The following is a 26,942-nucleotide window of genomic DNA, read 5'->3' as shown; positions in this document are numbered from 1 at the left end:
ATAAGCCGCGCGAACGGACCATGTGATGCTGCTATCCACCTTCGACATCGCCCTGCGCGGCGCCACCGTGGCGCTGCTCCTGGTGCTGGCGGCGTCGCTGTTTCGCAGTTTTGGAACGGTGCTCGCCGGGCGGCTCGCAGTGGCCGTTGCAGTGGGATCAGCGGCGCATGCCGTGACCTCTTCGATCGGTGTGACATCGAAGGTAGCCCCGGCGGTCGCGCCCGTGATCGCGCTGTCGACCGGCAATGCCGTGGTGTTCTGGCTGTTTACGCGCGCGCTGTTCGAGGAGACGTTCAAACTGCGCTGGTGGCACGCGCTGGTCTGGGCGGCGGTCGCAGCTTTCAGCTTCGTCAACTGCATGTGGCTGGCGCCCGCATCCGGCGTGCAGTTCTCCATCATCACGGTCAACATTCTCGCGCTCGGCTTCATCGTGCTGGCCGTCGTGCAGACCGTCGCGTCATGGTCGGCCGATCTGGTCGAGGGCCGACGCCGCATCCGCGTCTTCATCGTCAGCGCGGCGGCACTGTACGGCGGGCTGAATGCGGTGCTGCAGATATCACTGTCCGGCGGCGGCGCCGCGGACCTTGCCAACACGCTGAATTCGGCGGTGCTTGCCGCGGTGGTGGCGGCAATCGCGATTGCGATGATGCGTGTCGATGGGGCCGATTTGTTCCCGGCCGCCGCGGTCGGCAAGGCCGATCCAATCGAAGCAGCGATCGTCGCCGAGTCCAGCGCCGCCGATCGAAAACTCATCGATGCACTGACGCGCCTGATGGCCGACGAGCGCATCTATCGCCACGACAACGTCACCATCGGCACACTCGCAACCAAACTTGCCATTCCCGAATACCGGCTGCGGCGGCTGATCAACCAGCGGCTCGGCTACCGCAATTTCAATGTCTTCCTCAACGAGCACCGGATCGCCGAAGCCAAGGCGGCGCTGGCTGATCCAAGCCAGGCCGAGGTCCCCGTGATTACGATCGCGATGGATGCCGGCTTCCAGTCGCTCGGCCCGTTCAACCGCGCCTTCAAGGCCATCACAGGCGTCACGCCGACCGGATATCGCCGGCTGAAGACGAGCGCGGCCTAGTCCGCATCATATTGTTGTTGCTGCATAATTTTAGAATCGTCGAGGCGTGTCGAGCATTCGGCCAGCGCGAGTTCCAAATCCGGCGAGCGGCCGGCGGCGGCCTCATCAACATCTCCGGCACGCGCTGATGCGTCATACCGGAGGCCTGCGTGACCAGACGAAAATCTCATCCTCATCCTCGCCGCCACCACGGCGATCAGTGCGCTCGCGCTCTCAGTTGCCCGCGCCCGCGACGTGCCGAAGGTCGCGACCGGCTTCGTCGCCAGCGTGCTCTGCACCGAGACCTTCGTCTCCGGCCTCGACCCGGCGCGGGTATTCGCCGAGACCACGTCCGCGATGCCGGGCGCCGGCCTGATCGCCTGGGCGCTCGACTATCGCCTCGACCGCGCGCGCAAGGACGTCACCGTGACACTGTTCGGCCTGGGCGGGAGCCACGCCGTCTACCGCGGCGAAGGTCTGGGCTGTTATCTCGATCATGGTGGTGCCGTGGCCGAGATTGTGTTGCCGCCGTCGGAGACCAAACCGGCGCTGCTGCCCGACATCGCTGGCCGTGCCATTGTCGAACCGCAGGCGCCGCAACTGGCTCTCGCACTCGACCGCGCCTTCGCCGAGCCGGACAGGTCGACGCCGCCAAATACCCGCGCTGTGGTGGTCCTGAAGGACGGGCGCATCGTGGCCGAACGCTATGCCGAGGGCATCGGCGTCGACACGCCGCTGCTTGGCTTCTCCGCCACCAAATCGGTCATCTCGGCGCTGGCCGGCGTCCTCGTGCGCAAGCGCGCGCTGAAGCTGCATGAGCCCGTGCCGATCGCCGCGTGGCAACAGCCTGGTGATCCAAGGCGCGCCATCACGCTCGATCATCTGCTGCGGCACACCGCGGGGCTAAAGCTCGGCAGTTCGCTGCAGGCCTCGCTGGCGTCAGCGCTCGAGCCGGTCAATCGCATGAAGTTCATGGAGCCTGATATGGCGGCCTATGCCGTGAGCATGCCGCTGGAGTCGGCGCCGGGCGCGGCATGGAACTACCACGACGGCAACACGGTCATCCTCGCGCATCTGATCCGCCAGGCCACCGGCGGCAGCGCGGCCGATATGATCGACTTCGCGCGGCAGGAGCTGTTCGAGCCGCTCGGCATGCGCAGTGTGACGCTCGAATTCGACACCTCGGGCAATGCGGAAGGATCAAGCCAGTTACTCGCCAGCGCGCGCGACTGGGCGCGCTTCGGCCAGGTCTATCTCAACGATGGCGTTGCCGGTGGAAAGCGCATCCTCCCCGAAGGCTGGGTGAAATATACGGCGACGCCGACACCGAACGCCTGGGTCGGCCAGGGCGCCGGCTTCTGGACCAATCTCGGCGACAGTTTTGGCGCAACCTACCGCACCGAGCGCGGCTGGCCGCGCGACGCGTTCTACGCGAAGGGCACGCTCGGGCAATACGTGATCGTCGTGCCCTCCGAACGGCTGGTGATCGTCCGGCTCGGGCGCTCGCCGAATTGGCCACCGGAAGCCGACGGCGTGTTCGAGCTCGTGCGAAATGTGGTCGCCGCGACGGGCAATAAGGGGAAGGTGGCAGGGACGAATTAAGGCGCGCATACCCTCCCCTGGAGGGGTCCGAGACGAGCAAAGCTCGCTCGTGGGTCGCCGCTCATGAAATAAGCGGCGGGGTGGGGTGACGGTCTCTCCACCTCCAACAAAGCCCGAGTGGAGAGATCACCCCACCCCGTCTCGCATTCACTACGCTCACGCGAGCCGACCCTCCCCCTCCAGGGTAGGGTAAACGCCGCCGATGTTGATAGTTTCGGTCTACTGCCGCCCCAATTGCGTGGCCTTCTCGACGCGGTCGAACCGCTCCAGCGACAGGATCGCGTCGGCGAGCTGATCGGCGCGGCCGTTCAGCACGGGGCGGGCGAGCGTGAGGAATTTTTGCTGCATCGCCTGCGCGTCGGGAAACGTATCCGGCTCGCCGGAGGGATCGGCATAGAGCCTCTCATGCACGCCGTCGTCGGTGGTGATCGAGACGCGCGCACCGAAGGGATGGGTGCGGCCGATTTCCAGGCGATCGTCCTGCACCACGTCGAATTTATCCGCGAGCGCATTGACGGCGGCATCGCCGAGCCGCTCGTAATCGTCCCAGCCAAAACGGCCCTGGTCGAGCGCCAGCGCGCCGGTGAAGAACATCGAGAATTGTCCGCCGACGATCGAGGTCGGATGCCGCTTTGTGGCGGCATCGCCAGTCAGTGTGATGCCGTTGCGGTGCAGGCCAATCTCGACCCGCTTGATCTGATCCGGCGTCAGATTGTGCTCCCTGCGCATCGCGATCAGCGCATCGAGCGCCGCATGAGTATAGCGGCAGCTTGGATACGGCTTCACGCCGATCCGCAGCGTCTCGTAGGTCTTGCCGAGGCCGGCTGTCGCCTTGTCGGGATGAGCGTCGTCGCTGTAGCCGACGAGGAGGCCATGCTTGCCCTCGACCGACTCGGTCGAGCCGACAAAATTGTTGCGTGCCAGCGTGGCGGCGATGACGCCGTTCATGGCGGCGGCACCGACCTGGTAGCGCTTGTTCCACGCGCCGTTGACGAGGAACTGCAGCGAGCCGGCGGCCTGGCTGCCGGAAACGCCGAAGGCTGAGATGATCTGGTCCTTCGAGAGGCCGAACAGCTTCCCCGCCGCGGCTGCCGCGCCATAGGTTCCCGCCGTCGCGGTCGGATGAAAGCCGCGCGCATAGTGCGAGGTCGGATCGAGCGCGTTGCCGAGCCGACAGCACACTTCATAGCCGGCCACGATCGCAGTCAGCACGTCGCGCCCGGATGCGCCGAACATTTCGCCGACCGCAAACGCCGCTGGCACCACGGGTGCGCTCGGATGCAGCGAGGAGTCGGCATGCGTGTCGTCGAAATCGAGGGAATGGCCGAGCGCGCCGTTAAGCAGCGCGGCGACCGCGGGCGTCCAGGTCTTCGCATCGCCGAACACAGTGGCCTCGCCCTTGCCGTCCAGCGCCAGCGCTTCCAGCATCTTCAGCAGCGAGGGCGTGGATTCCGCATCGCGCCGCGCCCGGATCGTGCTGCCGAGGAAATCCAGCGTCAGCACCTTGGCGCGCTCCAGCACTTCGGGCGGAATATCTCTAAATTTCAGGTCGGCGACATAGGCTGCGAGCGTTGCGGTTTCGTAGGCCATCGTGTTTCCTCGTTCTGCCTGATAAGGGTAGGCGGGCCAAGTTGACCTTTCAAGCCGCCTCCCGTCGCAGGCGCCAGCCGTGCTTGACGTCGTCTAGCACAGACGCGGCGCGCAGATTCCGGAGCGCGGCGCATGATGGCCTTCGCAAAACGCATGCTTGGATCGCTTCGCAGCCGCAAGACGCAACTGGCGCTAGCGGTCAGGCTCGCCATCGTCGCGGCCTGCTCGCCAGCAGCCGGAAGCGCAACAGCAGAAGCACGGCATAGACAGCGGTCCCGACCGAGAGCCCGCTCCACACGCCGACGGCGCCCAGCGAGGTCCAGAAGCCAAGCCACCATGCGCAAGCGAACCCGATCAGCCAGTAACTGAGGATCGCGAACAACAGCGGCACGCGCGTGTCGTTCATGCCGCGCAACGAGCCGGCGGCAATCGTCTGGATGGCGTCAGCGATGAAGAAGGTCGATCCGACCAGCAGCAACGTTGCCGACAGTTCGGCCGTCGCGTCGGTGTTCTCACCAAGAAAAATCTCCGCAATGCCAAAGCGGCTGATCACCACCGCGAGTGTCAGAATCGCCGCCAGTACGATGCCAAGCCAGGTTGCAACGTAACCTGCACGCCGCACCGCGCCGGCGTCGCCGCGGCCGATGGCATGACCGACCCGCACGGTGGCGGCCATGCCGATGCCGAACGGCACCATGAACAGGATGGCCGCGACCTGCAGCGCGATCTGATGTGCCGCCAGCGCGGTGGTGCTGATGATGCCCATCAGCAGACCCGCGGCGCCGAACAGGCCGTATTCGAGCAGGAAGGAGAGCGAGATCGGCGCACCGATCACAACGAGCTGCCGCATCAGCTTCCAGTCGACGTGCCAGAAATGGCCGAGTATCTGAAATTTTCGGAATGGGCGGCGCCGTGCGGCAAACCACAGGCCCGCCAAGAATGTGCCGAGATTGACGATCGAGGTCGCCAATCCCGCGCCGAACAGGCCAAGCTGCGGCAGGCCGAAGGCGCCATACAGCAAGAGATAGACCAGTAGCGCATTGGCCGGGATCGCGGCGAGCGTGATCCACAGGATCGGCTCGGGCCGGTTGACCGCGCTCATGAAGCCGCGAATCGCCATGAACCACAGTGCGGGCAAGACGCTCCAGGTCAGGCCGAGCAGATATTCTTGCGCAAGGCGTGCAGCCGTCGGCGCCTGGCCCAGCATCAACAGGATCGGCTCGCCGTAGAACGACAGCGCCATCATCGGCAGCGACATCAGGAATGCAGCCCACATGCCGACGCGGAGCGACCGCCGGATCAAATGCGGATTGCGTGCGCCAAATGCCTGCGCCGCCAAGGGTGCTACGGCGGATACCAGTCCCATGCCGAAGGTGAAGCTGACAAAGAAGACGGTATGCGCCAGCGCGGCCGCAGCCATGGCCTCGCTGCCGAGCCGGCCGATCAGGGCAATGTCGGTCGTCATCATCGCGATCTGCCCGAGTTGGGTCAGCGCGATCGGCACCGCGAGTTTGAGCGTCTCGGCAAGCTCGATCGCGAGGTGACGGCCGGGCACGGCCGCAGAGACGGGCGGCGCCATCGCTGCGCGTTCAATTTTATCAAGCGAGGTCATTGCAACAGACTAACACCGGCGAAGGTCAAAAAAGTGACGCCGGCGTTCGCGGCCTGGAGCGTTTTCCAGCGAAAGCCGCCCCGGACTTGGTCCGGGGTGGAAACCGGTTCGCGTCAAGAAAACGCGTCAAAACAAGAATCTAGAGCCCGGTTCTGATGCAATCAGAACCGAAAGGCTCTAGTGGCCGTCGCGTGCCGGAACTCGGGTAATTCGCGCGCCCAGCGCATTGAGCCGCTGCTCGATGCGCTCGTAGCCGCGCTCGATCTGGTCGGCGTTGTTGATCGTTGACGTGCCTTCGGCGGCGACCGCCGCCAGCAGCATCGCCATGCCGGCGCGGATGTCGGGCGAAGTCATCGGCGCGCCGCGCAGCCGGCTCGGGCCGGCCACGATCGCGCGGTGCGGGTCGCACAGCACGATACGGGCGCCCATAGAGATCAGCTTGTCGACGAAGAACATCCGCGACTCGAACATTTTTTCAAACATCAGGATGACGCCGTCGCATTGCGTCGCGGTCACGATCGCAATCGACATCAGGTCGGCCGGGAAGGCCGGCCACGGCTGGTCCTCGAGCTTCGGCACATGGCCGCCGAAATCATCATGGATCTTCATGGTCTGGCCCGAGGGCACCACGAGATCGTCGCCCTCGACGCCGCAGACGATGCCGAGCCGTTCAAATCCCATCCGGATGGAGCGCAGATGCTCGACGCCGGCCTTGGCGATGCGCAGCGGCGAGCGCGTCACCGCGGCAAGTCCGATCAGCGAGCCGACTTCGATATGGTCGGGCTGGATCGAATAGCTTGCGCCGCAAAGCGTCGCCGGGCCGTGCACGATGATGGTGTTGGTGCCGATGCCCTCGATCTTGGCGCCGAGCGCTACGAGGAAATGCGCGAGGTCCTGTACATGCGGCTCGGAGGCCGCGTTGCGCAAGAATGTGGTGCCGTGAGCGGCGACCGCCGCGACTAGCGCGTTCTCGGTGGCCGTAACGCTCGGCTCGTCGAGAAAGACGTCGGCACCCTCGAGGCGGGAGGCGCGGAATTCCAGCCGGTGGGTGGCGGTGACGGTGGCACCTAACTGCTCAAAGGCGAGAAAATGCGTATCGAGACGACGGCGTCCAATGACGTCGCCGCCGGGCGGCGGCAGCGCCACCTCGCCGCAGCGCGCCAATAGCGGCCCGGCCAGCAGGATCGAGGCACGGATCCGCGCGCAAAGTTCAGGATCGAGATCGGCGGCGCGGACCTCCTTGGCGTGGATCGCAAGCGTATTGCGCGCCTGCCATTCGGCGGAAGCGCCGACCGAGCGGATCAATTCAACCAGCGTCTCGGTGTCGCGGATGCGCGGCACGTTTTCCAGCGTGACCGGATCTTCGGTGAGCAGGGCGGCCGCGATAATCGGCAGCGCAGAATTCTTGTTGCCGGATGGCTCGATTGTTCCCGCCAGCCGGTGGCCGCCTTCAACGATATACTGAATGGGCGGCATGGGCGCGTCCTGCCTCACACGTCGACATTGGCGCTGAGCGAATTATCCTGGATGAATTCGCGGCGCGGTTCGACGACGTCACCCATCAGCTTGGTGAAGATGTCGTCGGCCTCGTCGACCTCCTTGATCTTCACCTGCAGCAGCGAACGTTCGTTGGTATCGAGCGTGGTTGTCCAGAGCTGTTCCGGGTTCATTTCGCCGAGGCCTTTGTAGCGCTGCAGCGCCACGCCCTTGCGGCCGGCGTCGGTTATCGCCTCGAATAGGCTGACCGGTCCATAAACGGCGGTTTCCGTATCCTTACGGCGCAACACCCCGGTCGGGTTCGGATAGGCCTCCTGAAGTCTCACGGCATAGTCGTCGAGCTTGCGGGCGTCGGCGGAGCCGAGCAGGGCGTCGTCGATGATGGCGACATCCTTGACGCCGCGGATGGTGCGCTCGAAGAAGAAGCCTTCGCCTTCGGTGAAACGGCCGATCCAGCCGCGCTCGACCTCGTCGGCCAGCGCATCGAGACGCCTGGCGATGTAATCGGCGGCGGCATTGGCGGTGGCGATGTCGCCGGTGATCCTCGGGTTGAGCACGCCCGCGATAGCGGCTTGCTCGACCACCTTGCGGTTATAGCGGCTGTGCAGATTGTTCAGGATGCCGCGGATCACGCGCGCGTCCTCCACCAGCGACAGCAGGTCGCGCCCGCCGCGTTCCGAGCCCGACGCCGGCTTGAACACGCAGTCATCGAGGCCGGTCGCGATCAGGTAATCCTCCAGCGCCCGCTCGTCCTTCAGGTACTGCTCGGACTTGCCGCGCGTCACCTTGTAGAGCGGCGGCTGCGCGATATAGAGGTGGCCGCGGTCGATCAATTCGCGCATCTGCCGGTAGAAGAATGTCAAGAGCAGCGTGCGGATGTGGGCGCCGTCGACGTCGGCGTCCGTCATCACGATGATCTTGTGATAGCGCAGCTTGTCGGCGGAGAAGTCGTCGCTGATGCCGGTGCCGAGCGCGGTGATCAGCGTGCCGATCTGCTCGCTCGACAGCATCTTGTCGGTGCGGACGCGCTCGACATTGAGGATCTTGCCGCGCAGCGGCAGCACCGCCTGGAATTCGCGGTTGCGGCCCTGCTTGGCGCTGCCGCCGGCCGAGTCGCCCTCGACGATGAACAGTTCGGACTTGGCTGGATCCTTCTCCTGGCAGTCGGCGAGCTTGCCGGGCAGCGAGGAAACGCTGAGCGGGCTCTTGCGCGTCAGTTCGCGCGCCTTGCGGGCGGCTTCGCGCGCGGCCGCCGCCTGGATCACCTTGCCGACGATGACCTTGGCCTCGGCCGGGTGCTCCTCGAACCACGCCGCCAGCGCCTCGTTGATGACGTTCTCGACCACCGGGCGCACTTCCGAGGACACCAGCTTGTCCTTGGTTTGCGACGAAAACTTCGGGTCCGGCACCTTGACCGACAGCACGGCGGTGAGGCCTTCGCGGCAATCGTCGCCGGTCAGCGCGATCTTTTCCTTCTTCGCGTTGGCGTCAGCATAGCCGTTGACCTGGCGTGTTAGCGCGCCGCGGAAACCGGCGAGATGGGTGCCACCGTCACGCTGCGGGATGTTGTTGGTGAAGCACAGCACGTTCTCATGGTAGCTGTCGTTCCACCACAGCGCCGCCTCGACGCCGATGCCGTTGGATTCCGACCGCACCATGATCGGGACAGGCACAATCGCCTTCTTGTTGCGGTCGAGATATTTGACGAACTCCTCAACGCCACCGTCGTAGCGCATCTCCTCGCGCTTCTCGACCGCGTGACGCATGTCGGAGAGGATGATGTGAACGCCGGAATTGAGGAACGCGAGCTCGCGCAGCCTGTGCTCCAGCGTCGCGAAATCATACTCGATGTTCTTGAAGGTCTCGCCCGAGGCGAGGAAGGTGACCTCGGTGCCGCGCTTGCCTTCGGCCTCGCCGACCACCTTCAAAGGTGCCAGCGCGTCGCCGTGGGCGAACTCGACGAAATGCTCCTTGCCGTCGCGCCAGACCCTGAGCTTCAGCGAGCTCGACAGCGCGTTGACGACGGAAACGCCGACGCCGTGCAGCCCGCCCGATACCTTGTAGGAATTCTGGTCGAACTTACCGCCGGCGTGGAGCTGGGTCATGATGACCTCGGCGGCGGAAATGCCTTCACCCTTGTGGATGTCGACGGGAATGCCGCGGCCGTCGTCGCGCACGGTCACCGAATTGTCTGCGTTGAGGATCACGTCGACGCGCGTGGCATGGCCCGCGAGCGCTTCGTCAATGGCGTTGTCGACGACCTCGTAGACCATGTGATGCAGGCCGGAACCGTCATCGGTGTCGCCGATATACATGCCCGGCCGCTTGCGAACGGCATCGAGGCCCTTCAACACCCGGATCGATTCCGCACCATATTCAACGGGAATGGGATGCTCAGTGTCGGCAGGGGTCCGCCGGGCAGGTTCTGTCATGTGAGGCCTTCGAGGGTGTCCCGAATCAGCTGCGCAATATGAGGCGCTGATTAGTCTATTTGTGCCATGAAACAGGCACCGCGCCTAGCGCAATCTCTCTGTACGCAAGTTATTGAATAAATGGTGGTTTTTTACCCTTTTTCAAGGTCTCCAAGGGCCGATTCTGGAGGCCCCGAAAAGCGCGATTCGGGGGCAGACTCAGCGCCCCCGATCGTCGGATTTTTGGACGCCGCGCGATGGGAAATGGCAGTCTGCTGCGGACCTGCTAGAGAAGGCGGTGCGGCAGCTCGTAGTCGTTGTCCGCCGTCCACAGCGATCCCGGGTTAGCCCTCCAATTGACCTCGCCTTCACCACGGGCAGGCATCAGAGGGTAAGAGGCGTTGAATAGCTTCTAGCTGCGGCGGCTCACCTGGCCAGACTCGACGTCAAAAATCTCGCGGGTCTCGCCGATGTCGACGAACGCTGCCGGATCGGCGCCGGTCATCCAGACCTGCGCGCCGAGCTTTGCGAGTTCATCGAACAGCGCCTTGCGCCTGACGGGATCAAGATGCGCGACGACTTCGTCGAGCAGCAGCAGCGGCACGATCCCGGTCATCTCGGCGACCAGCGTGGCATGGGCCAGCACCAGCCCGATCAGCAGCGCCTTTTGCTCTCCGGTGGAGGCGTCGCGGGCCGGCATGTTTTTTGGTGCGTAGATCACCTGCAAGTCCGTGAGATGGGGCCCGTCCAGCGTGCGGCCGGCGGCGGCGTCGCGGGCGCGGCTGGCGCGCAGGATATCGCGGTAGCGATCCTCCACGGCGGTTGCGGATTCATTGACCAGCGCATTCTCCATCCAGCCGTCGAGCATGATCTGCGCCGACGGAAAGGCCGAAGCCGCGCCACGTTCACGGAGCATCGCCGCCAGTCTAGTCACCGTCTGGCCGCGCGTGGCGGCAACCGCAACCGCCAGCTCGGCAGTTTCGCGCTCGATCGCGTCACACCAATGGTCGTCATAATTGCGCACTTCGAGCAGACGGTTGCGCGAACGCAGCGAGCGCTCCAGCGCGGAAACGCGACTGGAATGCTCGCTGTCGATCGCCAGCACCAGGCGGTCGAAGAAGCGCCGCCGCTCCGAGGCCGCACCAAGGAACAGGCCGTCCATCGCCGGCGTCAGCCACACCATGCGCAAATGATCGCCAAACGCGGCCGCCGAACCCACCGGCTCGCGGTCGATCCGGCAGCGACGGCTGGACGAGGCCTCTGTTCCCGGCGCGTCGATGCCGGTGCCGAGCGTGGCAAGCCCCAGCGCGCCCTCGACCTCGGCCGACACCGCCCAGGAGCCGTCGCCCTGATTGTCGGCGACATCCTCCAGCCTCGCGCGCCGCAGGCCGCGTCCCGGCGACAGAAACGAGATCGCCTCCAGGCAATTGGTCTTGCCGGCGCCGTTTGGCCCTACCAGCACCACCATATCGCCGCGCACCTGCACGCTCGCCGCGCGATAATTGCGGAAATGCGTGAGCGAGAGCCGATGGATACGGGACGGCGTCATAGCCACTCGTCATTGCCAAGATTCAGAAAAATGGCGGCAACCTCTGTCGTCATCATCCGCGAAGGCGGATGATCCAGTACGCCGAGCTGCTCGATTTTTCCACTGAGGCTGGCGATTACTGGATACCCGCCTTCGCGGGTATGACAGTTGGATTCTTGTCGTGTGCCACCCTCTCCTCCAAGAGGAGCGGGACGATCAGTGCGCGTGTCACCAGAAGGGGTCACACCCGCATCGGCATCAGCACGTAGAGTGCGCCCTTGTTGTCCTTGTCCTGTACCAGGGTCGGCGAGCCGGGGTCGGCGAGGAGGAGCACGGCGACTTCGCCTTCGATCTGGGCGGCGATGTCGAGCAGGTAGCGCGAGTTGAAGCCGATATCGAGCGCGTCGGAGGCGTATTCGACTTCGAGCTCTTCGGTGGCGCTGCCGGAATCCGGATTGGTCACCGACAGCACGAGCTTGCCGGCGGACAGCGCCAGCTTTACGGCACGGCCGCGCTCGCTCGAAATGGTCGAGACGCGATCTACCGCCGCCTCGAAATCCTTCTTGTCGACGATCAGTTCCTTGTCGTTGTTCTGCGGGATGACGCGGCCATAATCCGGGAAGGTTCCATCGATCAGCTTTGAGGTCAGCACGACATTGCCGAGGGTGAAGCGGATTTTGCCCTGCGACAGCTCGATTTTGACCTCGGCTTCATTGTCCTCGATCAGCCGCAGCACCTCGCCCACCGTTTTGCGCGGCACGATCACGCCGGGCATGCCGGTGGCGCCGGAGGGCAGCGCCAGATCGATCTGCGCCAGCCGATGTCCGTCGGTCGCAACCCCGCGCAGCGTCGCGGCCTTGGCGCTGCCGGCCGTGTGCAGGTAGATGCCGTTGAGGTAATAGCGGGTCTCTTCCGTCGAGATCGCAAACTGCGTACGGTCGATCAGGCGCTTGACGTCGGCAGCCGCGAGCGAGAACGAATGCGTCATGTCGCCGGCGGCGAGATCGGGGAAATCGCTTTCAGGCAGGGTCTGAAGGGTGAAGCGCGAGCGGCCGGCGCGGATGGCCATCACCGAGCGGTCGCCGTCGGCCTCCAGCACGATCTGCGCGCCGTCGGGCAGTTTGCGGACGATGTCATAGAACATATGCGCCGGCACGGTGGTGGAGCCGGCGGTTCCGGTCTCCGCCGCCAGCGTTTCGGTCACCTCGAGATCAAGGTCCGTAGCCTTCAGCGACAGCCTGGCGTTTTCGGCGCGGACCAGCACATTGCCGAGGATCGGAATGGTGTTGCGGCGCTCGACCACGCGATGGACGTGACCCAGCGATTTCAGCAGTTGCGCGCGTTCGACGGTGACCTTCATTGCAATATCCGCCAGAGATGGAAAAGCCGGGCGGCCCGTCAAGGCAGCGCCGCGGCATTAGGAAACCCGAAAAGCCGGATCAGGACCGGATTTGATCAAACCCCCGGGGGGACCGCAAGGTGGCGCGGATGGGGCGCCGGTGCAAGGGAGGCAGGCCGCCGTTCCCCCACTTTTGCGGCGAAAATTGGCGCCAGAAAAAAATTCTCCCGCCCACCCAACTCGGGTTTACCCGAGTTGGGTGGGCGGGAGAGGCTGGGGAGGAGCCAGATCCTGTTCCCTGCTGGAGCATCGGCTCTGACTGAATTAGAACCGATGCTCTAGATTCGTGTTTTGACGCGTTTTCTTCACGCGAACCGGTAACCATCCACGGATCAAGTCCGAGGACATGCTTCGCTCGAAAACGCCATAGGCGCTATTCCTGCAATTGCCGCTTCAGAGAGTCGACCTCTTCGGACAGCGCGATATCCCGGGCCACCAGTGCCTCTATCTTGCGCACGGCGTGCAGCACCGTCGTGTGGTCGCGTCCGCCGAACCGTCGGCCGATTTCGGGCAGCGAGCGCAGTGTCAGCGTCTTTGCCAGATACATCGCCACCTGGCGCGGGCGAACCACGTTCGCGGTCCGCCGCGATGACAAGAGATCCGAACGGCTGACATTGTATTGCCGGGCGACAACCCGCTGGATGTCCTCGATCTTGATCCGCTTCGGTTCCTGCGGACGGATCAGGTCACGCACTTCGCGCTCGGCCATTTCCAGCGTCACCGGCTGGGCGTTGAGCTTGGAATGGGCGAGCAGGCGGTTGATGGCGCCTTCGAGGTCGCGGCCGTTGTGGGTAATGGTGCGCGCCAGATAATCCAGCACTGCCTCCGGCACATCGAAGCTCGCATGATGCGCGCGGGCTGCTGCGACGCGCGATTTCAGGATGCCGAGCCGCAGCTCCTCGCCGAGCGAGCCCATCTCGACAACGAGACCGCCAGCCAACCGCGAGCGCACGCGGTCGTCCAGGCTCTCGAGATCGGACGGCGGGCGGTCGGCGGCGATCACCACCTGACGTCCGGCATCGATCAGCGCGTTCAGCGTGTGGCAGAACTCGGCCTGGGTCGACTTGCCCTGCAGGAACTGCAGGTCGTCGATCACGAGCACGTCGATGCCGCGTAGCGCCTCCTTGAACGCCAGCGCCGTCTGTGTCTTCAGCGCAGCGACAAAGCCGTACATGAATTTCTCGGCGGTGAGATAGAGCACCTTGCGCTCGTTCCCCGAATTGCCGGCCCATGTCACGGCCTGCAGCAAATGGGTTTTGCCGAGGCCGACGCCGGCGTGAATGTAGAGTGGGTTGAACATCACGGGATCGCCGCGGCGGCCTTCTGCAACCTGGCGAGCCGCCGCGTGGGCGAGGGTATTCGAGCGACCGATGACAAAACTTGCAAAGGTCAGGCGCGGGTCGAGCGGAGAGCCGCCGAGCGCATCATGGCTGGCGGACACCGGCGCAGTGGCGGTGGCGCGCAGTTCAGGCGCGGGCCGGCCATTGATCTGCTCGATACGGCGTTGATCGGCCGGCGCGGTCGGTTCCTTGACGGGCGCGGCGGATCGCATCGCCGTGCGCACGGTGAGGTCGATCCGGTGTACTTCCGGCATCTCGGCCTGCCAGCAGGTCAGGACACGGTCGGCGTAATGCGCCTGGATCCAGCTCTTGAGAAAGCGGGTCGGCACCGACAGACGGACGCTTTCGTCCTGCACGCCTTCGAGGTCCATGCGCGCAAACCAGCTCGTGTAGACGTCCTCGCCCACACTCGTCCGCAACCGCCCCTTCACGCGCGACCAGCGATCCTGTTCCGTATTTGTCATTGCCTGAGAACTTTTCTGAATGAGTAATGGTGTCTTGTGAAATCGGCTGGCGGTACCTTTGCAGGTTTCCTGCCAGACCTGACCTCGGCGCGGCGCTTCAACCACCAGACACAGATCTAACGTTCGGCGGAATCGCCGTTGCACAGATCAAAGGCTGGATGGAGTGGAAGGCTGCCGCGAGGTCAGCGCGTACTCGACGCTCGGTGTGGAGCTCGCGTAGGGGGACGGCCAAAAACGTTGTTCAGGAATTCTGAAGCGGTCTCGATGGAAATAAGCGTGCCGAATGTCGCGTTGATTTCGTAAAGCATAGTACCTCCCCCTCTCGCCGCGAGAGCGCGCGGCGAGTAACCAAATCACCAGTGTTTCAAAGCCAGTCTGCCGCTACCGAACATCCGCTTGTCCGACCGCTGCGTCCGCCGCGTACCTCAGTCTGTCGTCTTCAACACGTTCACGAGCTCCGCGTTCCCAATCGCTGCATGGTCGGCAAGCATCTTATTCCCCTTGTCCGGAGCGCGCTTCAAACGTGAGCGCCACGTCGGGAAATTTAGACACAGAACAACCGTCCTCATATTGCTATGAGTTACCAACTCAGCTTCGCTTGGAAAGCGTCGCTAACGCGCACACCGCCGCCGATTTGCACGTCCGCTCTTGGGTCTCATACCGCGCTGGTCAGGAGAGCCTTGAGCGTCGCGAACGAGTAACAAATACACCAAGCGTGATTTCTGACAATCCGTGATTCGACGATGTCGCGTGACTCTTCGGCTGTGTTGCAACACTGCAAATGCGACACTCCACACCAAGTTTTTGAATCAGCGCAGAGAATCCCGCGGCGCGAACGATCGTGACAATTTTCGCCGCACGCGCAAAATTTTTTAAGAAACCGTTACAATCTTGGTTACCGGGACCAATTTTCAAAACGCTTGTCCTCGCTATGTGGATAAGTGACTAGCGAGACGAAGCTTTTCGGAATTGTTTTTGCAGGGTAACTCGCGCGGCGATGCCGGCGGAGAGGCGGGTGTTGTCTGATCAGGTCAGCCGCCGCGATCGCACTTCGCGCAAATGCGCACGGCAACGATGGTGCAATAAGTTGCACCTCGTAAAACTACGGGTGCCCGAAATATGACACGCAAGCCGGCGCTCAGCAACGAGACAATTGAATTGTCACGGTTGATCCGGCGCGCGGCCTTTGGTGTGTGTCCGAAATCCAACAGGGTGCACGTCCGTGACGAAAATGAATTTCGTGCTCGTGCTCATGCGCCGGTATGGCAGAAAAAGAAAAGCCCGGCGGCGCCGGGCTTTTGACGAATATCTATTTCTGTCAGTTCACTTCGCGAGCTTGGCGATCGCATGCGTCAGGCGCGACACCTTCCGGCTCGCATTGTTCTTGTGAATGATGTTGCGCTGCGCCGCCTGCATCAGTTCTGGTTCCGCGCGCTTCATTGCTTCCAGCGCCGCATTGCGGTCGCCGCTCTTGATCGCTTCCTCGACGGTCCGGACCGCGCCGCGCATCTGGGTGCGACGCGACTTGTTGACGATGGTGCGGCGGGCAATCTTGCGGGTCGCCTTTTTGGCGGAAGTCGTATTGGCCATGTTCTCAACTATCCTTCGGCTGTCATCGCTCGGGTGGTCGGCCCTTGAGCGCGCCGGCCGTTCAAATTGCGTGATCGCTGGTTGTATTTTCCAGGGTGTTCGTAACGTAAGCCGTTCTTGAGGATGCCATGGACGGAAGCCAAAATGCTCCCGCAAGCGGCGCTGCTCAAAGAACAGCGGCGGCGGGATTGCGCCCGCCGCCATTGGGGGTCTTATAGAGGGCGCATCCTGCACCGTCAACGCTTTCCGGCCTCCCCGAAAGGCCGGAAAAGGCGGCGGAACGGGGCACGTAAGGTGCTGACGAGGTTGAATTTCCGGGGTGCCCCCGGTATTGGCTGACGGCCTTTTGGGGGCGACAGATATAAGGTGACCCATGATCCGCGGTTTTTTCCGGCTTATCGGCCTGCTCCTTCTGGCCGGCGGATTCATCTTCATGGTCTATGACGGGGCCCGTTTCGTTGCCGACCAGACCCTGCGGTTTACCCGGTTCGGCCAGTTCTGGAACGATGTCCATCAGTCCAGCCAACTTGCGTTCCGGACCTGGATCGAGGCTAACGCACCCTGGCTCTGGGACAGTATTATGAAGGTCCTGCTGGACCAGCCGGTTTTCGCCGTCCTGGGCGTGGTCGGCATTCTGCTGATGATCCTGTTCCGGCCCCGCAAGCCGTTGATCGGCTATTCGCGGGACTAACCTGGCCGGCCGCCGGCCTCGGGCCAGGTAACAGGGCTGCGGCAACAAGCGTAAAGACATATATAGAAGTCCGACCGGACGATGCCGTCGTCACGTCCGCCGATCTCCCGCCTGGAGGTACTCCATGTTGTTCATGCGCAAGACCACCGCGTTGCCGAGCGCAGCCGAAGCGCTGCCGGGCCGTGCCACCCCGATACCGACCGCAACCACGCATTTCGTCAACGGCCGCAAGCTTCAGCCACCCTATCCTGCGGGCCTCGAACAGGCAGTTTTTGGATTGGGTTGCTTCTGGGGCGCAGAGCGCAAGTTCTGGGAGCTCGGCGACGGCATCTATGCGACCGCCGTCGGTTATGCCGGCGGGCATACGCCCAACCCGACCTATGAAGAGGTTTGCTCGGGCCGCACCGGTCACACCGAAGTGGTGCTGGTCGTGTTCGATCCGAAGATGATCACCTACGAGCAGCTCCTAAAGACGTTCTGGGAAAATCACGACCCGACGCAGGGCATGCGCCAGGGCAACGATGTCGGTACCCAGTATCGCTCGGCGATCTACACGTTTGGGGACGCGCAGCGCCAAGCCGCCGACGCATCGAAGACTACGTACCAGAAGGCGCTGGCGGCGAAAGGCCTTGGCGCCATCACCACCGAGATCACGCCGGCGGGCGAATTCTATTTCGCCGAGGACTATCATCAGCAATATCTCGCCAAGAATCCGGCGGGCTACTGCGGGCTAGGCGGCACCGGCGTGTCCTGCCCGATCGGCGTCGGCGTGAGTGCTTGATTCTTGCTTCTCTCTCCCTCTCCCCGTGAAGAACGGGGAGAGGGAGCTTTGAGCGCCGTCGTCGCACTCGACCTTCCAAAAAACCGTTTATTAACCATACCCGATGCAAGACTAGAGCTGTCTCGCTTTGAGGGATGGCCTAGGTGCGGGTTGTGCGCGCGTTTCGAATACCGATCACTGCGATCATCACCGCGCTCGCGCTGTCGGGCTGCATGCGCACGACCGGGCCGGTTGCGGTCGCACCACAAGGCGATCTCGACCAGATGGCCTATGGCCAGCCCAACAGTCCGCCGCCGCGGACGGTCGCGGTCGATTCCGGTGGTGGCGCCATTGGCGCGCTTCGCGCCGCCTTTGCCGCGGCGCCACGCACGGCGTCGGCACCCGCCGTCGTTGCCGCGCCTGTCGCCTATCCCGAACCCGCGCCCGCGCGATACGACGCGGCCTATCATCTCGATGCCGGCGACAAGCTGCGCGTCGTCGTCTATGGTCAGGAGGGCCTGACCAACACCTACGCGATCGACGCCGGCGGCGCGATCACGATGCCGCTGATCGGCTCGGTGCGGGCGCGCGGCCGCACGACCGCGGGGCTGGCGGCGGCGATTTCAGCGAAACTGCGCGCCGGCTTTATCAGGGAACCATCGGTCGCCGTCGAGATCGAAGCCTATCGGCCATTCTTCATCCTCGGCGAGGTCGCAGCACCCGGGCAATATCCCTACGTCCCCAACATGACGGTCGAGCGCGCGGTGGCGATCGCCGGCGGCTTTTCGCCGCGCGCCCGCCGCGACAGTGTCACGGTCACCCACGCCGATGCGTCCGGCACGTCGCGCTTCGTCGTTCCGCCCGGCAGCCCGATCAGCCCCGGCGATACCGTGCTGGTCAGCGAGCGCTGGTTCTAAAGCGCCACGCCATCATCGAATTGTCATCTCGACCGGGCTTGTTTCCTGAGCATTTGTGTCAGGCAAATGCCTCGCATTTGACCAAGAAAATTCACCATCCGTTGTGCGTGAGCGCGAACGCTGCGTTCTGCATCACCTCGAGCCGCTTCGGTGCGATGAATTGGCGCTATGCGCCGAATGCGTTCGAAAGCATGTTCCATCTTGCGCTGCAGCGATGTAGAAACCCGCGTCATTGAATCGAGGCGCTCCGGTTTGTCGGTTGAGTGCCTGCAATCCGGAGTATGACCATGAACTATCACTTGCCGGTCCGCGTGGTGCGCGCGGCGACTGCGGCAGCGTTGCTCGCTTCCATCGCCGTGACGGCCCTGTGCGCCTCTTCGCATCCGGTGTCGGCGGCGGATCCCTATCCGAGCCGGCGCATCACCTTCGTCGTGCCGTATCCCGCGGGCGGCGCCACCGACGTCCTCGCCCGTCTGCTTGCCAACAAGCTGTCGGAGTCGTGGAAGCAGACCGTCCTCGTGGAGAACAAGTCCGGCGGCGGCGGCGTGGTCGGCAACGACTACGTGGCCAAGGCACAGCCCGATGGTTACACCGTGCTGGTCGGCATCACGCAGATCATTCAGGCGCCGAGCCTCGTTACGAAGCTGCCCTACGATGTCTTCAAGGATCTCGCGCCCGTTACCCAGATCGCCTTGTCGACCATCGTTCTGGTGGTCCCCGAGCAGCAGCCGATCAAGTCCGTCAAGGAACTGATCGAATATGCCAAGGCGAATCCCGGCAAGCCTTACGGCACCTTCGGCAACGCCACGACGTCCCACCTCTACGGCGAATTGCTCAAGAAGACCGCCAATATCGACATGACCCATGTCCCCTATCGCGGCTCGGCTCCGCTGACGAACGACCTGCTCGCCAACACGGTTACCTCGGCGTTCCAGGATCTGACCACGGCGAGCTCGCAAATCAAGGCGGGCAAGCTCAGGGCGCTGGCGGTTGGCGGCGAGAAGCGCAGGAAAGCGTTGCCCGACGTGCCGACGATGGGCGAACTCGGTTACCCCGGCTTTGAAATCGAAGGCTGGCTCGGCGTGTTCGTGCCTGCCGCAACGCCCAAGGAGATCGTGAAGAAGCTTTCGGACGAACTCGCCCGCATCATCGCCTCGCCCGAGGGCGTCGCCGGGATCGAGACGCTCAGCCTCATACCGGTGGGCGGATCGGCGGAAACGTTCGAGAAAGTCCTGCTCCGCGACCACGCGAAATGGGCCGATGTCGTGAAGGCTACCGGCGTCAAGGGCGAGTGAGCAGGGGGCACTAGTACTTGTGTCGTCGTTCCGGGGCGCGTCGAAGACGCGAACCCGGAACCTCGAGATTCTCAGGTGCGCAATTGCGCGCCATAGTTCGCGCTAAAGCACGCCCCGGAATGACGGCGGAGAGAGTGCGCGTCCTACTTCTTCAAATGCTTCTCAAAGAACGCCAGACTGCGCGGCCAGGCGATATCGGCGCTGGCCTTGTCGTAGCTGGCGCGTTCGTCGCAGTGAAAGCCATGCTGCGCGCCGGGATAGAGATGGACTTCGACGTCCGGCCGCTTGGCCTTGATGGTTTCGACGTCGGTTAGCGGAATGCCCGCGTCCTTTTCGCCGAAATGCAATTGCGTCGGCACTTGCGGCTTGTCGTCGGCAAAGCGGACAACGGCGCCGCCGTAATAGCCGACCGCGGCAGACAAGCCCGACAGCTTGGTCGCTGCCGCATAGGCGATGCTGCCGCCGAGGCAGAAGCCGATGATGCCGACCGGGCCGACATCCTTCACGGCGTCGATCGCGGCCTGGGTATCGCGCAGCATCGCGGCCCAATCCGGATTGGCGATGAACTTTCGTGCGTTTGCAATCTCGTCAGGCGAATAGCCGCACTGGAAGTTCGGTTGCGTGCGATCGAAGATCGACGGCGCAATCGCGACATAGCCTTCGCCCGCCAATCGGTCGCACACCGAGCGGATGTGGTGGTTGACGCCAAAAATCTCCTGGATCACGATGATCGCCGCTTTCGGCCGACCTGCAGGATCGGCGCGATAGCCGCCCAGTTTGAAACCGTCCGAAGCCGTCAGTTCGATATCTTGTCCCACGGGTCATCCATTTGCGTTTGAGTTGCACGAGATTGATGTTCTGGGGTCGGCTACTGCCACATCCAGTTGTGACCCCAGTCGCCCTTCCAGCCGGCCAGCCTGCCCTTGCGAAATTGCAGATAGAGCCGGTCCTTCTTGTAGAACAGCCCGCTGCCGCCGACGTTGCGGAACGCGAGAAAGATTTCATCGCCGGGACGGCCCCTTATGTAATTGAGCGGGACGCCGAGCGCGCGTGCGGCTTCATCGGTCTCCATGCCGAACGCCAGCGGGATGTTGTTCGACAGCGTCTCAGTGAACGGTGGCGGGTAGGGGCCGTGGAGCGGCGGCAAGTGCTGCGCGGTCGCTTGCGTGAAGCTGCCTGCGATAAGGGCGAGGGCCGCCGCGGCTGTCTTCATGACGCGGCCCTCTTTGGTGTCTTGGCATCAAGGCTATCGAGGAACGGCAGCACGGCATCGATGAAGGCCTGCGGCTGGTCGATGTTGACGGCGTGGCCGGCAGCCGGGATCACCACCTTCTGCGCGCCCGGAATCTTGGCCGCCATGTAGTCGGAAGCGGCGAGGAACGAGGTGTCGTCGGCGCCGACCACGATCAGCGACGGCACCTTGATATCGGGTAGCGATTCGATCACGCGGGCATCGCGCTGGGTCAGCATGCCGCGCGCGGCGCGCGCCAGTCCCGACGCATCGCGATGGGTGACGCTGGAGCGTTCGCGGCTGGCCGATTTCAAAACCTCCAGGCCCTCGCGCTCGAAGCGATCGCCAGTATCGTTCGCGCGCTTGTTCCAGGCCTCGCGGGCCTCGTCCTTTTTGAAGCCCGGGCCGGTATCGATGATCAGCAGCGCGCGGACGCGGTTTGGATGGGCACGGTAGAACGCCAGCGACATGTAGCCGCCCAGCGAGAGCCCGCCGACGATCGCCTTGTCGGTGCCGACGGCGTCAAGCAGCGCCGCCATGTCGGCAACCGTCAGCGCTTCGCTATAGGCTGCGGGATCACTGGGATAATCGAACTGGCCGTGGCCGCGCATGTCCCACAACACGAGCTTGTGATGCTTCGACAAGGCCGCGATTTGGCCCTGCCACATCCCACTGGTCGATGAATAGCCGTGGGTCAAGAGCAGCGGTGGGCCGGAGCCGTGAACCTCGTAATAGATGCGGACCCCGTCGCGATCGATCGTCGGCATTGCGGCTCCCTGGGAATTCCCATGCAATTGTCGGCCGCATCCTAGCGCGATCTGATCGCGAATGGGAAATGCGGAAAGCGAGGGGCATATCAGCGCTTTGACAAGGCCATGACCGCTTGTTGACGACAGCCCGAATTACTCCAGCGAACGATGAGCAAAACAGCGACCAGCATCGGCTCGCGATCTCCGCCGCTTTAATATTTCATCCTTGTACCCCTTCATGTTCGGCCGAACCGTCAGCCAAGCCGGCAAGCGCAGTTGCAGCGCGAATGCCCGCAGCAAGCATGGCGTCTGACAACTCCGGGTCATCGACGGCGCGCGAAAGCTGAAGCGCCCCGATGAAGACGGCAAGGATCGCGATCGCTGTATTCTGCGCTTCAGGGATGGAGTTCTCCTGCGGCAACCGTCGCGCTATCTGCTCGATGAGCGTGCGTAACCGAGCGGTGTAAGCCTTCCGGACGGAGAGGGGCTGGCGGGCAATTTCGGGCAGTAGCGCCGCGGAGGCACACCCGGTGCCGGGCCGGTCACGATGATGCTGAGACAAATAAGAACGGATCAGGTGAGCTAATGCGCCCGGCCTGGGGTCGGGCTCGGCCAGGCTTTGCAGTTGGTCGGCGAGCGCTCGCTCTAGGCCTTCCCTGACCAGGTCACTCTTCGAGCGGAAGTGCGAGTAGAACCCGCCGTTCGTCAGTCCTGCCTCCGCCATGATCCCGGTCATTCCGGCGGCAGCAATGCCGTCCCGTCTGAACCTTTTCGCTGCAGCCTTCACGATTCGCTCGTGCGAGATATCTTTTTGTCGCTTGGCGTAGCGCATCGCGGGGTCCTCCGGCCGAACGCCTATTGCATTACGATCATCATGTGATATTTATACCTTAATCTAAGCTGTTGTTCAACGCGTCGACGGAGGTCCTCATGCGGCAAGACGGTAAAGTGGCGATTGTGACCGGGGCTTCCACGGGCATTGGGTTGGCTTCAGCAAAGGCCTTGCGCGAGGCCGGATTTCGCGTGTTCGGCACCAGCCGACGGATGGCCGCAAGCGGCCCCGACGGCATTACGATGGTCGCCTGCGATGTGACCGATGACGGTTCGGTGAAGCTTGCCGTCGACAAGGTGCTCGATACGGCGGGCAGGATCGACGTTCTCGTCAACAACGCCGGGACCGGCCTGATGGGCGGAGCTGAGGAATCGTCAATCGGTCAAGCCCAGGCGCTGTTCGACGTAAACCTGTTCGGAGTCATGCGCATGAGCAATGCGGTGCTGCCGCACATGCGAGCTCGGCAGGGTGGAAGGATCATCAATATAAGTTCGGTGCTTGGCCTGATACCGGCGCCGTTCTCGGCGCTCTACGCCTCCACAAAGCATGCGCTCGAAGGCTATTCGGAATCTCTCGATCACGAGGTACGGAGCTTCGGCATCCGCGTTTGCTTGCTGGAGCCGGCGTATACCAGCACTTCCTTCGAACAGAACATGGTGCTTCCGGATCAGGCACTGGATGCATACCGCTCGGCGCGAATGCGAGCGGTCACGGTTCTGCAGGACGTGATGAAGACGGCAGATAGGCCCGAAGTCGTCGCCACGAGAGTGGTTGAGGCCGCGACTACAGCATCGCCTCGTCACCGATACACGTGCGGTAAGATGGCTGGCCGGGTGAGCGTGCTGCGCCGCTTTGTTCCCGAGAGCATGTTCGACAAGAGCCTTCGTAAGCAAATGGGGCTGCCGGCATAGTCGTTTTCACGCGCCATCTTCAGACCAACGGTGCGGCTCATGCGCAACGACGTGGGCAATCGCATGCCAATGCCCGACAAGACATCCGCTCTCGCGGATGATGACGTCGCGGGTGCGGCGCATCGCGAACCAGATCGCTAAAATTTTAGCGTTCACAGTAGCCTAAATTCACGATGCCTCTTAAGCCTCGGGGAACCCCTTATCCGCTAGCCTCGGTTGCAAGTCATCATCGCTAGGGGTCTGGGGTTTCATGACATCCGCAACCAACAAGACTGCGACCAGGCGCCGGCTGTTGCTCGCTTCGGATCGGAGCGATCAGAGCAGCGAACTCGCCAGCATTTTGCGGTCCGTCGGTCAGGTCGACACCATCGCAACTTCTGACATTCCCGACAGCCCGGAACGGGACCTGGCGGGCATCGTGGTCGACATCAATCTGCGTTCCGCCGAGAGCGTGCAACTGGTGCGCAACAAGCTGCGGGCCGAGGCCTATCGCGAGATGCCGCGGCTGTTCGTGCTGGCGGACGCGCTTCACCACGGATCGATGCAGGCCTGGGCGCTCGGTGCCACCGACACGATCGCGCGGCCGTTCGATGCACAAGGCATCCTGCAGCGGATCCGCGCCGCGTTTCCGGACAGCGACGGCTACGACGAGACCGATCGCGGCAAGGCCCTCAACAGGGGCGTCGAGGCGGCGCATGCCGTGATGGTCAAGATCTTCGAAAAGCTTCCGGCCGGCGTTCCCCTAAAGTTCAGCGACATCGTCGAGGCCGAAAGCAAGATTCTCAAGGCGATCAAGCACTCCTCCTTGCGGGAATGGTTGACTGCGGTCGGCTGCCACCACACCGGCAGCTATCGCCATTGTCTCTTCGTCACCGGCTTTGCGGTGGCGTATGCGCAGCATCTCGGCATGCGCGACGACGACCAGCGCCGTCTCGCCCGCGCTGCCCTGCTGCACGACGTCGGCAAGGCGTTCATTCCGGTGGCGATCCTGGACAAGCCGGGCCCGTTGACGTTGGAAGAGATGGAAGAGATGCGCCAGCATCCGCGCCGCGGCTACGACGCGCTGTCCGCGCAAGGCGGCTTCCCGCCCGAAATGCTCGACGTGGTGCTGCACCACCACGAATTCCTCGACGGCACGGGCTATCCCAGCGGCCTGAGCGGCAAGGAGATCAGCGACATCGTGAGGCTGACCACGATCGTGGATATCTACGCGGCCCTCGTCGAGAAGCGCGCCTACCGGCTGCAGTTCACCCACGCCCGGGCCTATGGCATGATGGAAGAAATGGGCGACAAGCTCGACCAGCATCTGCTGCACGCCTTTCGCCCGGTGGCGTTTGGGTATTATTGATCTCTCGCTCTACGTGCTGCTATCCAGCATCTTCCGCAGTTCCGCCTTTGCGACCTTCTCCAGCGTCGAGCGCGGCATGTCGTCGACGAAGTGAATTTCGCGCGGTACCTTGAAGTCGGCGAGGGCGGTCCTGCAGGCGGCCATCACGGTGTCGTGCAGATCGCGAGGGGCGCCCGCGACGCCGGCTTGCGGAATGATGAAGACCACGGGCACTTCATCCAGCATCGGGTGCTTCTTTGCCACCACCGCGGCCTCGCGCACGCCGGGCACCACAGCGATCACCTGTTCGATCTCGGAGGCCGCGACGTTTTCGCCGCCGACCTTCAGCATGTCCTTGGTGCGATCGCCGAACTGGATGAAACCGTTCTCGAGCAGCGAGACGCGGTCGCCGGTGATGAAATAGCCGTGCTCGTCGAAACTTTCGCGCGTGGCTTTTTCGTTGTGGAGGTACTCTGAAAACAGCGACAAGCCGGGAATGCCCTTGATCAGAAGATTGCCGGTGTCGCCGACTTCAGTCGGCGTGCCGTCGTCCTCGACGATGCGGATCTGATATTCCGGCGCCGCGCGGCCGATCGACATCGGCCTATTGGGCTGGTCGACTTCGCCGACGATGCCGTGGGTGATGGTCTCCGTCATGCCCCACCAGCCGATCGTCTTGACGCCGAAGGCGGCGAACGGCGGCGGCTCGGATACCGCGGTGCCCCAGAGCCGGAATTTGTGGCTCTTCGGAATCTCGTGTTCCAGCAGCGCTTTCATGCAGAAGGGAATCGTCGAGGTCCATGTGCAGTTGTGCTCAAGCGCCACGCCCCAGAAGCGGCTCGCCGAAAACCGCGGCTGGATCACGCAGGTCGCGCCGACCCACAATGACGCCAGCATCGAATAGGCCAGCGCGTTGGTGTGAAACAGCGGCAGATAGGTCTGGTGCACGTCGCCCGCATGCAGGTCCTCATGCGCGGCGTTGATCTTGGCGCCCCACAATGCGTTGGCATGCGTCCATAGCACCGCCTTTGGCCGCGACGTGGTGCCGGAGGTATATTGCACGCTGCACGGCGCGAACGGATCGGTGGCGCGGCGCGGCCGGTCGGCGCTGTCGGCGAAGAGCTTCTCAAAACTGTCGCCGCGCGGCGCGACTTGCGCCGGCGTACTGCCAGCGTCGTGCGAGATCACGGCGATCCAGCGCAGGTCGCGGCAATTGGCCGAGATCAACTCGGCATAGGCCGGCTGGGTGATGGCGGCGACCGCGCCGCAATGGCCGGCGAAATACTCCATCTCGGCTGCCGCCGAGCGGGTGTTGGTGGTGACGGCGATCGCGCCGAGTTCGACGCAGGCGAACCAGGCCAGCATGGCCTCGATGCAATTGTCGAGATGGATCAGGACGTATTCGCCGGGCTTGACGCCGCCAGCGGAAAGCGCGCCGACGCGCTCGTGGAATTCCCCGTAAGACCAACTCCGCGCCGGCCCCTCGAACGGCGCCCAGATCAGGAATGGATGGTTGCGGCGGCTTTCGGCGCGCATCCGCAGCAGCCACGGCACGTCGAGCCCTGCGAACGGTCCGACAATGCCCGGTGCGGCCTGCGAAAGTGGCATGATTCCTCCCGCGCGGCTCTACGGCCGCCTTGATTTTTGCTTGGGAGTAGTTCTGCCATCGGACGGCGCGGGGCGCAAATCGGGATTCCTACGCTTTAGCCCGTCCTGTCCTCGTACGACGAAATCTCGATCAAGCTCCCGTCCGGATCACGGCAGTAGACCGAGCGCAGCGTGCCGCGGGCGCCTTGCTTCGCGACTGGGCCTTCCTCGATCGCGACGCCGTTGGCCTGCAGGTGCGCCACGACTTCGTCCGGCGTGCTCGACGTCAGGAAGCACAGATCGTCGCTGCCGGCGGTTTCGTGGTCGGCCGTGAACCACTCGACCTTGTCGGCGTCGCGCGGCCGCACGTTGATCTTCTGGTCACCAAACACCAGCGAAGTCCGCGGCGTTTTGCCCGGACCGGGATCGAACACCTTGACCTCCATGCCGAGGATCTTCCGGTACCACTCGGCGGAACGCGCCACGTCCGACACATTGATGACGAGATGGTCGAGAGCGTTAACCCTGACAGACATGCCT

The 26,942-nt window shown here is 63.5% G+C and carries 23 protein-coding genes; 9 read left to right on the top strand and 14 right to left on the bottom strand.

From position 1 onward, the window contains the following. Window positions 1–25: 25 nt before the first annotated feature. Both V1278_RS02260 and V1278_RS02255 read left to right on the top strand, forming a co-directional pair. Window positions 26–1,090, top strand: a complete 1,065-nt coding sequence (locus tag V1278_RS02260; protein ID WP_334379562.1) for an AraC family transcriptional regulator — start codon at window positions 26–28, stop codon at window positions 1,088–1,090. A 168-nt stretch (window positions 1,091–1,258) separates the two neighbouring features. Continuing rightward, window positions 1,259–2,671, top strand: coding sequence for a serine hydrolase domain-containing protein (locus V1278_RS02255; protein ID WP_334384080.1), 1,413 nt, complete (start codon window positions 1,259–1,261; stop codon window positions 2,669–2,671). A 219-nt stretch (window positions 2,672–2,890) separates the two neighbouring features. Here the strand turns inward: V1278_RS02255 and V1278_RS02250 are convergent, their stop codons facing one another. From V1278_RS02250 to dnaA, 7 genes are all read right to left on the bottom strand, one after another. Next, the gene (locus tag V1278_RS02250) at window positions 2,891–4,261 is read right to left on the bottom strand and encodes an MmgE/PrpD family protein (protein ID WP_334379561.1); all 1,371 of its coding nucleotides are present in this window, start codon (window positions 4,259–4,261) and stop codon (window positions 2,891–2,893) included. Window positions 4,262–4,460: 199 nt separating this feature from the next. Beyond that, window positions 4,461–5,873, bottom strand: coding sequence for an MATE family efflux transporter (locus V1278_RS02245; protein ID WP_442893693.1), 1,413 nt, complete (start codon window positions 5,871–5,873; stop codon window positions 4,461–4,463). A gap of 177 nt (window positions 5,874–6,050) precedes the next feature. After that, window positions 6,051–7,349 carry a UDP-N-acetylglucosamine 1-carboxyvinyltransferase gene (gene murA, locus V1278_RS02240; RefSeq protein WP_334379559.1) on the bottom strand — a complete coding sequence of 433 codons (1,299 nt, stop codon included), beginning with the start codon at window positions 7,347–7,349 and terminating at the stop codon, window positions 6,051–6,053. A 14-nt stretch (window positions 7,350–7,363) separates the two neighbouring features. Continuing rightward, on the bottom strand, window positions 7,364–9,802 hold the full coding sequence (gene gyrB, locus V1278_RS02235; protein ID WP_334365956.1) for a DNA topoisomerase (ATP-hydrolyzing) subunit B: 2,439 nt from the start codon (window positions 9,800–9,802) through the stop codon (window positions 7,364–7,366). A gap of 391 nt (window positions 9,803–10,193) precedes the next feature. Beyond that, window positions 10,194–11,330, bottom strand: a complete 1,137-nt coding sequence (gene recF, locus V1278_RS02230; RefSeq protein WP_334379558.1) for a DNA replication/repair protein RecF — start codon at window positions 11,328–11,330, stop codon at window positions 10,194–10,196. Window positions 11,331–11,550: 220 nt separating this feature from the next. Beyond that, window positions 11,551–12,669 carry a DNA polymerase III subunit beta gene (dnaN, locus tag V1278_RS02225; RefSeq protein WP_334379557.1) on the bottom strand — a complete coding sequence of 373 codons (1,119 nt, stop codon included), beginning with the start codon at window positions 12,667–12,669 and terminating at the stop codon, window positions 11,551–11,553. 412 nt (window positions 12,670–13,081) lie between these two features. Further along, window positions 13,082–14,512, bottom strand: a complete 1,431-nt coding sequence (dnaA, locus tag V1278_RS02220; RefSeq protein WP_334365959.1) for a chromosomal replication initiator protein DnaA — start codon at window positions 14,510–14,512, stop codon at window positions 13,082–13,084. Between the two features lie 1,119 nt (window positions 14,513–15,631). Between dnaA and V1278_RS02215 the strand changes: the two genes are divergently transcribed. Beyond that, window positions 15,632–15,814: a hypothetical protein gene (locus V1278_RS02215; protein ID WP_334365960.1), complete on the top strand. Its 183-nt coding sequence runs from the start codon at window positions 15,632–15,634 to the stop codon at window positions 15,812–15,814. Window positions 15,815–15,835: 21 nt separating this feature from the next. Here the strand turns inward: V1278_RS02215 and rpsT are convergent, their stop codons facing one another. Beyond that, window positions 15,836–16,102: a 30S ribosomal protein S20 gene (gene rpsT, locus V1278_RS02210; RefSeq protein WP_028347803.1), complete on the bottom strand. Its 267-nt coding sequence runs from the start codon at window positions 16,100–16,102 to the stop codon at window positions 15,836–15,838. A 373-nt stretch (window positions 16,103–16,475) separates the two neighbouring features. Here rpsT and V1278_RS02205 point away from each other — a divergent pair, with 373 nt between their 5' ends. The 4 genes from V1278_RS02205 to V1278_RS02190 all read left to right on the top strand — a co-directional run bounded on the left by V1278_RS02205 (window position 16,476) and on the right by V1278_RS02190 (window position 19,765). Continuing rightward, the gene (locus V1278_RS02205; RefSeq protein WP_334365961.1) at window positions 16,476–16,793 is read left to right on the top strand and encodes a hypothetical protein; all 318 of its coding nucleotides are present in this window, start codon (window positions 16,476–16,478) and stop codon (window positions 16,791–16,793) included. A gap of 124 nt (window positions 16,794–16,917) precedes the next feature. Next, window positions 16,918–17,574 carry a peptide-methionine (S)-S-oxide reductase MsrA gene (gene msrA / locus V1278_RS02200; protein WP_334379556.1) on the top strand — a complete coding sequence of 219 codons (657 nt, stop codon included), beginning with the start codon at window positions 16,918–16,920 and terminating at the stop codon, window positions 17,572–17,574. 152 nt (window positions 17,575–17,726) lie between these two features. After that, complete coding sequence (locus tag V1278_RS02195; RefSeq protein WP_334384079.1) at window positions 17,727–18,470, top strand: polysaccharide biosynthesis/export family protein; 744 nt, start codon at window positions 17,727–17,729, stop codon at window positions 18,468–18,470. 287 nt (window positions 18,471–18,757) lie between these two features. Next, entirely contained in the window at window positions 18,758–19,765 is a 1,008-nt protein-coding gene (locus V1278_RS02190; RefSeq protein ID WP_334365962.1) for a Bug family tripartite tricarboxylate transporter substrate binding protein, read from the top strand. A gap of 143 nt (window positions 19,766–19,908) precedes the next feature. Here the strand turns inward: V1278_RS02190 and V1278_RS02185 are convergent, their stop codons facing one another. The 4 genes from V1278_RS02185 to V1278_RS02170 all read right to left on the bottom strand — a co-directional run bounded on the left by V1278_RS02185 (window position 19,909) and on the right by V1278_RS02170 (window position 22,577). Beyond that, a complete protein-coding gene (locus V1278_RS02185) occupies window positions 19,909–20,583 on the bottom strand; it encodes a dienelactone hydrolase family protein (RefSeq protein ID WP_334379555.1) in 675 nt (224 codons plus the stop codon). Between the two features lie 50 nt (window positions 20,584–20,633). Further along, window positions 20,634–20,978 carry a hypothetical protein gene (locus V1278_RS02180; RefSeq protein WP_334365964.1) on the bottom strand — a complete coding sequence of 115 codons (345 nt, stop codon included), beginning with the start codon at window positions 20,976–20,978 and terminating at the stop codon, window positions 20,634–20,636. Further along, window positions 20,975–21,763 (bottom strand): alpha/beta fold hydrolase, encoded by a 789-nt coding sequence (locus V1278_RS02175; protein WP_334365965.1) that lies wholly within the window; start codon window positions 21,761–21,763, stop codon window positions 20,975–20,977. The genes V1278_RS02180 and V1278_RS02175 overlap by 4 nt, the downstream gene beginning before the upstream one ends. Window positions 21,764–21,965: 202 nt before the next feature. Continuing rightward, window positions 21,966–22,577 (bottom strand): TetR/AcrR family transcriptional regulator, encoded by a 612-nt coding sequence (locus V1278_RS02170; protein WP_334365966.1) that lies wholly within the window; start codon window positions 22,575–22,577, stop codon window positions 21,966–21,968. Window positions 22,578–22,675: 98 nt separating this feature from the next. On the opposite strand from V1278_RS02170, the gene V1278_RS02165 reads away from it, so the two are divergent. Together V1278_RS02165 and V1278_RS02160 are read left to right on the top strand one after the other, a co-directional pair. Beyond that, a complete protein-coding gene (locus V1278_RS02165) occupies window positions 22,676–23,488 on the top strand; it encodes an oxidoreductase (protein ID WP_334369101.1) in 813 nt (270 codons plus the stop codon). A 250-nt stretch (window positions 23,489–23,738) separates the two neighbouring features. Next, complete coding sequence (locus tag V1278_RS02160; protein ID WP_334365967.1) at window positions 23,739–24,836, top strand: HD-GYP domain-containing protein; 1,098 nt, start codon at window positions 23,739–23,741, stop codon at window positions 24,834–24,836. A gap of 9 nt (window positions 24,837–24,845) precedes the next feature. Here V1278_RS02160 and V1278_RS02155 read toward each other — a convergent pair whose 3' ends face one another. Then, window positions 24,846–26,423, bottom strand: coding sequence for an AMP-binding protein (locus V1278_RS02155; protein ID WP_334379554.1), 1,578 nt, complete (start codon window positions 26,421–26,423; stop codon window positions 24,846–24,848). Window positions 26,424–26,518: 95 nt separating this feature from the next. Beyond that, the gene (locus V1278_RS02150; protein WP_334365969.1) at window positions 26,519–26,938 is read right to left on the bottom strand and encodes a VOC family protein; all 420 of its coding nucleotides are present in this window, start codon (window positions 26,936–26,938) and stop codon (window positions 26,519–26,521) included. Window positions 26,939–26,942 lie beyond the last annotated feature (4 nt).

The organism is Bradyrhizobium sp. AZCC 1577, from assembly GCF_036924575.1.
Taxonomy (GTDB): Bacteria; Pseudomonadota; Alphaproteobacteria; order Rhizobiales; family Xanthobacteraceae; genus Bradyrhizobium.
The sequence above is the reverse complement of the archived record's forward strand: the minus strand, read 5'-3'. Positions and strand labels throughout refer to the sequence as shown.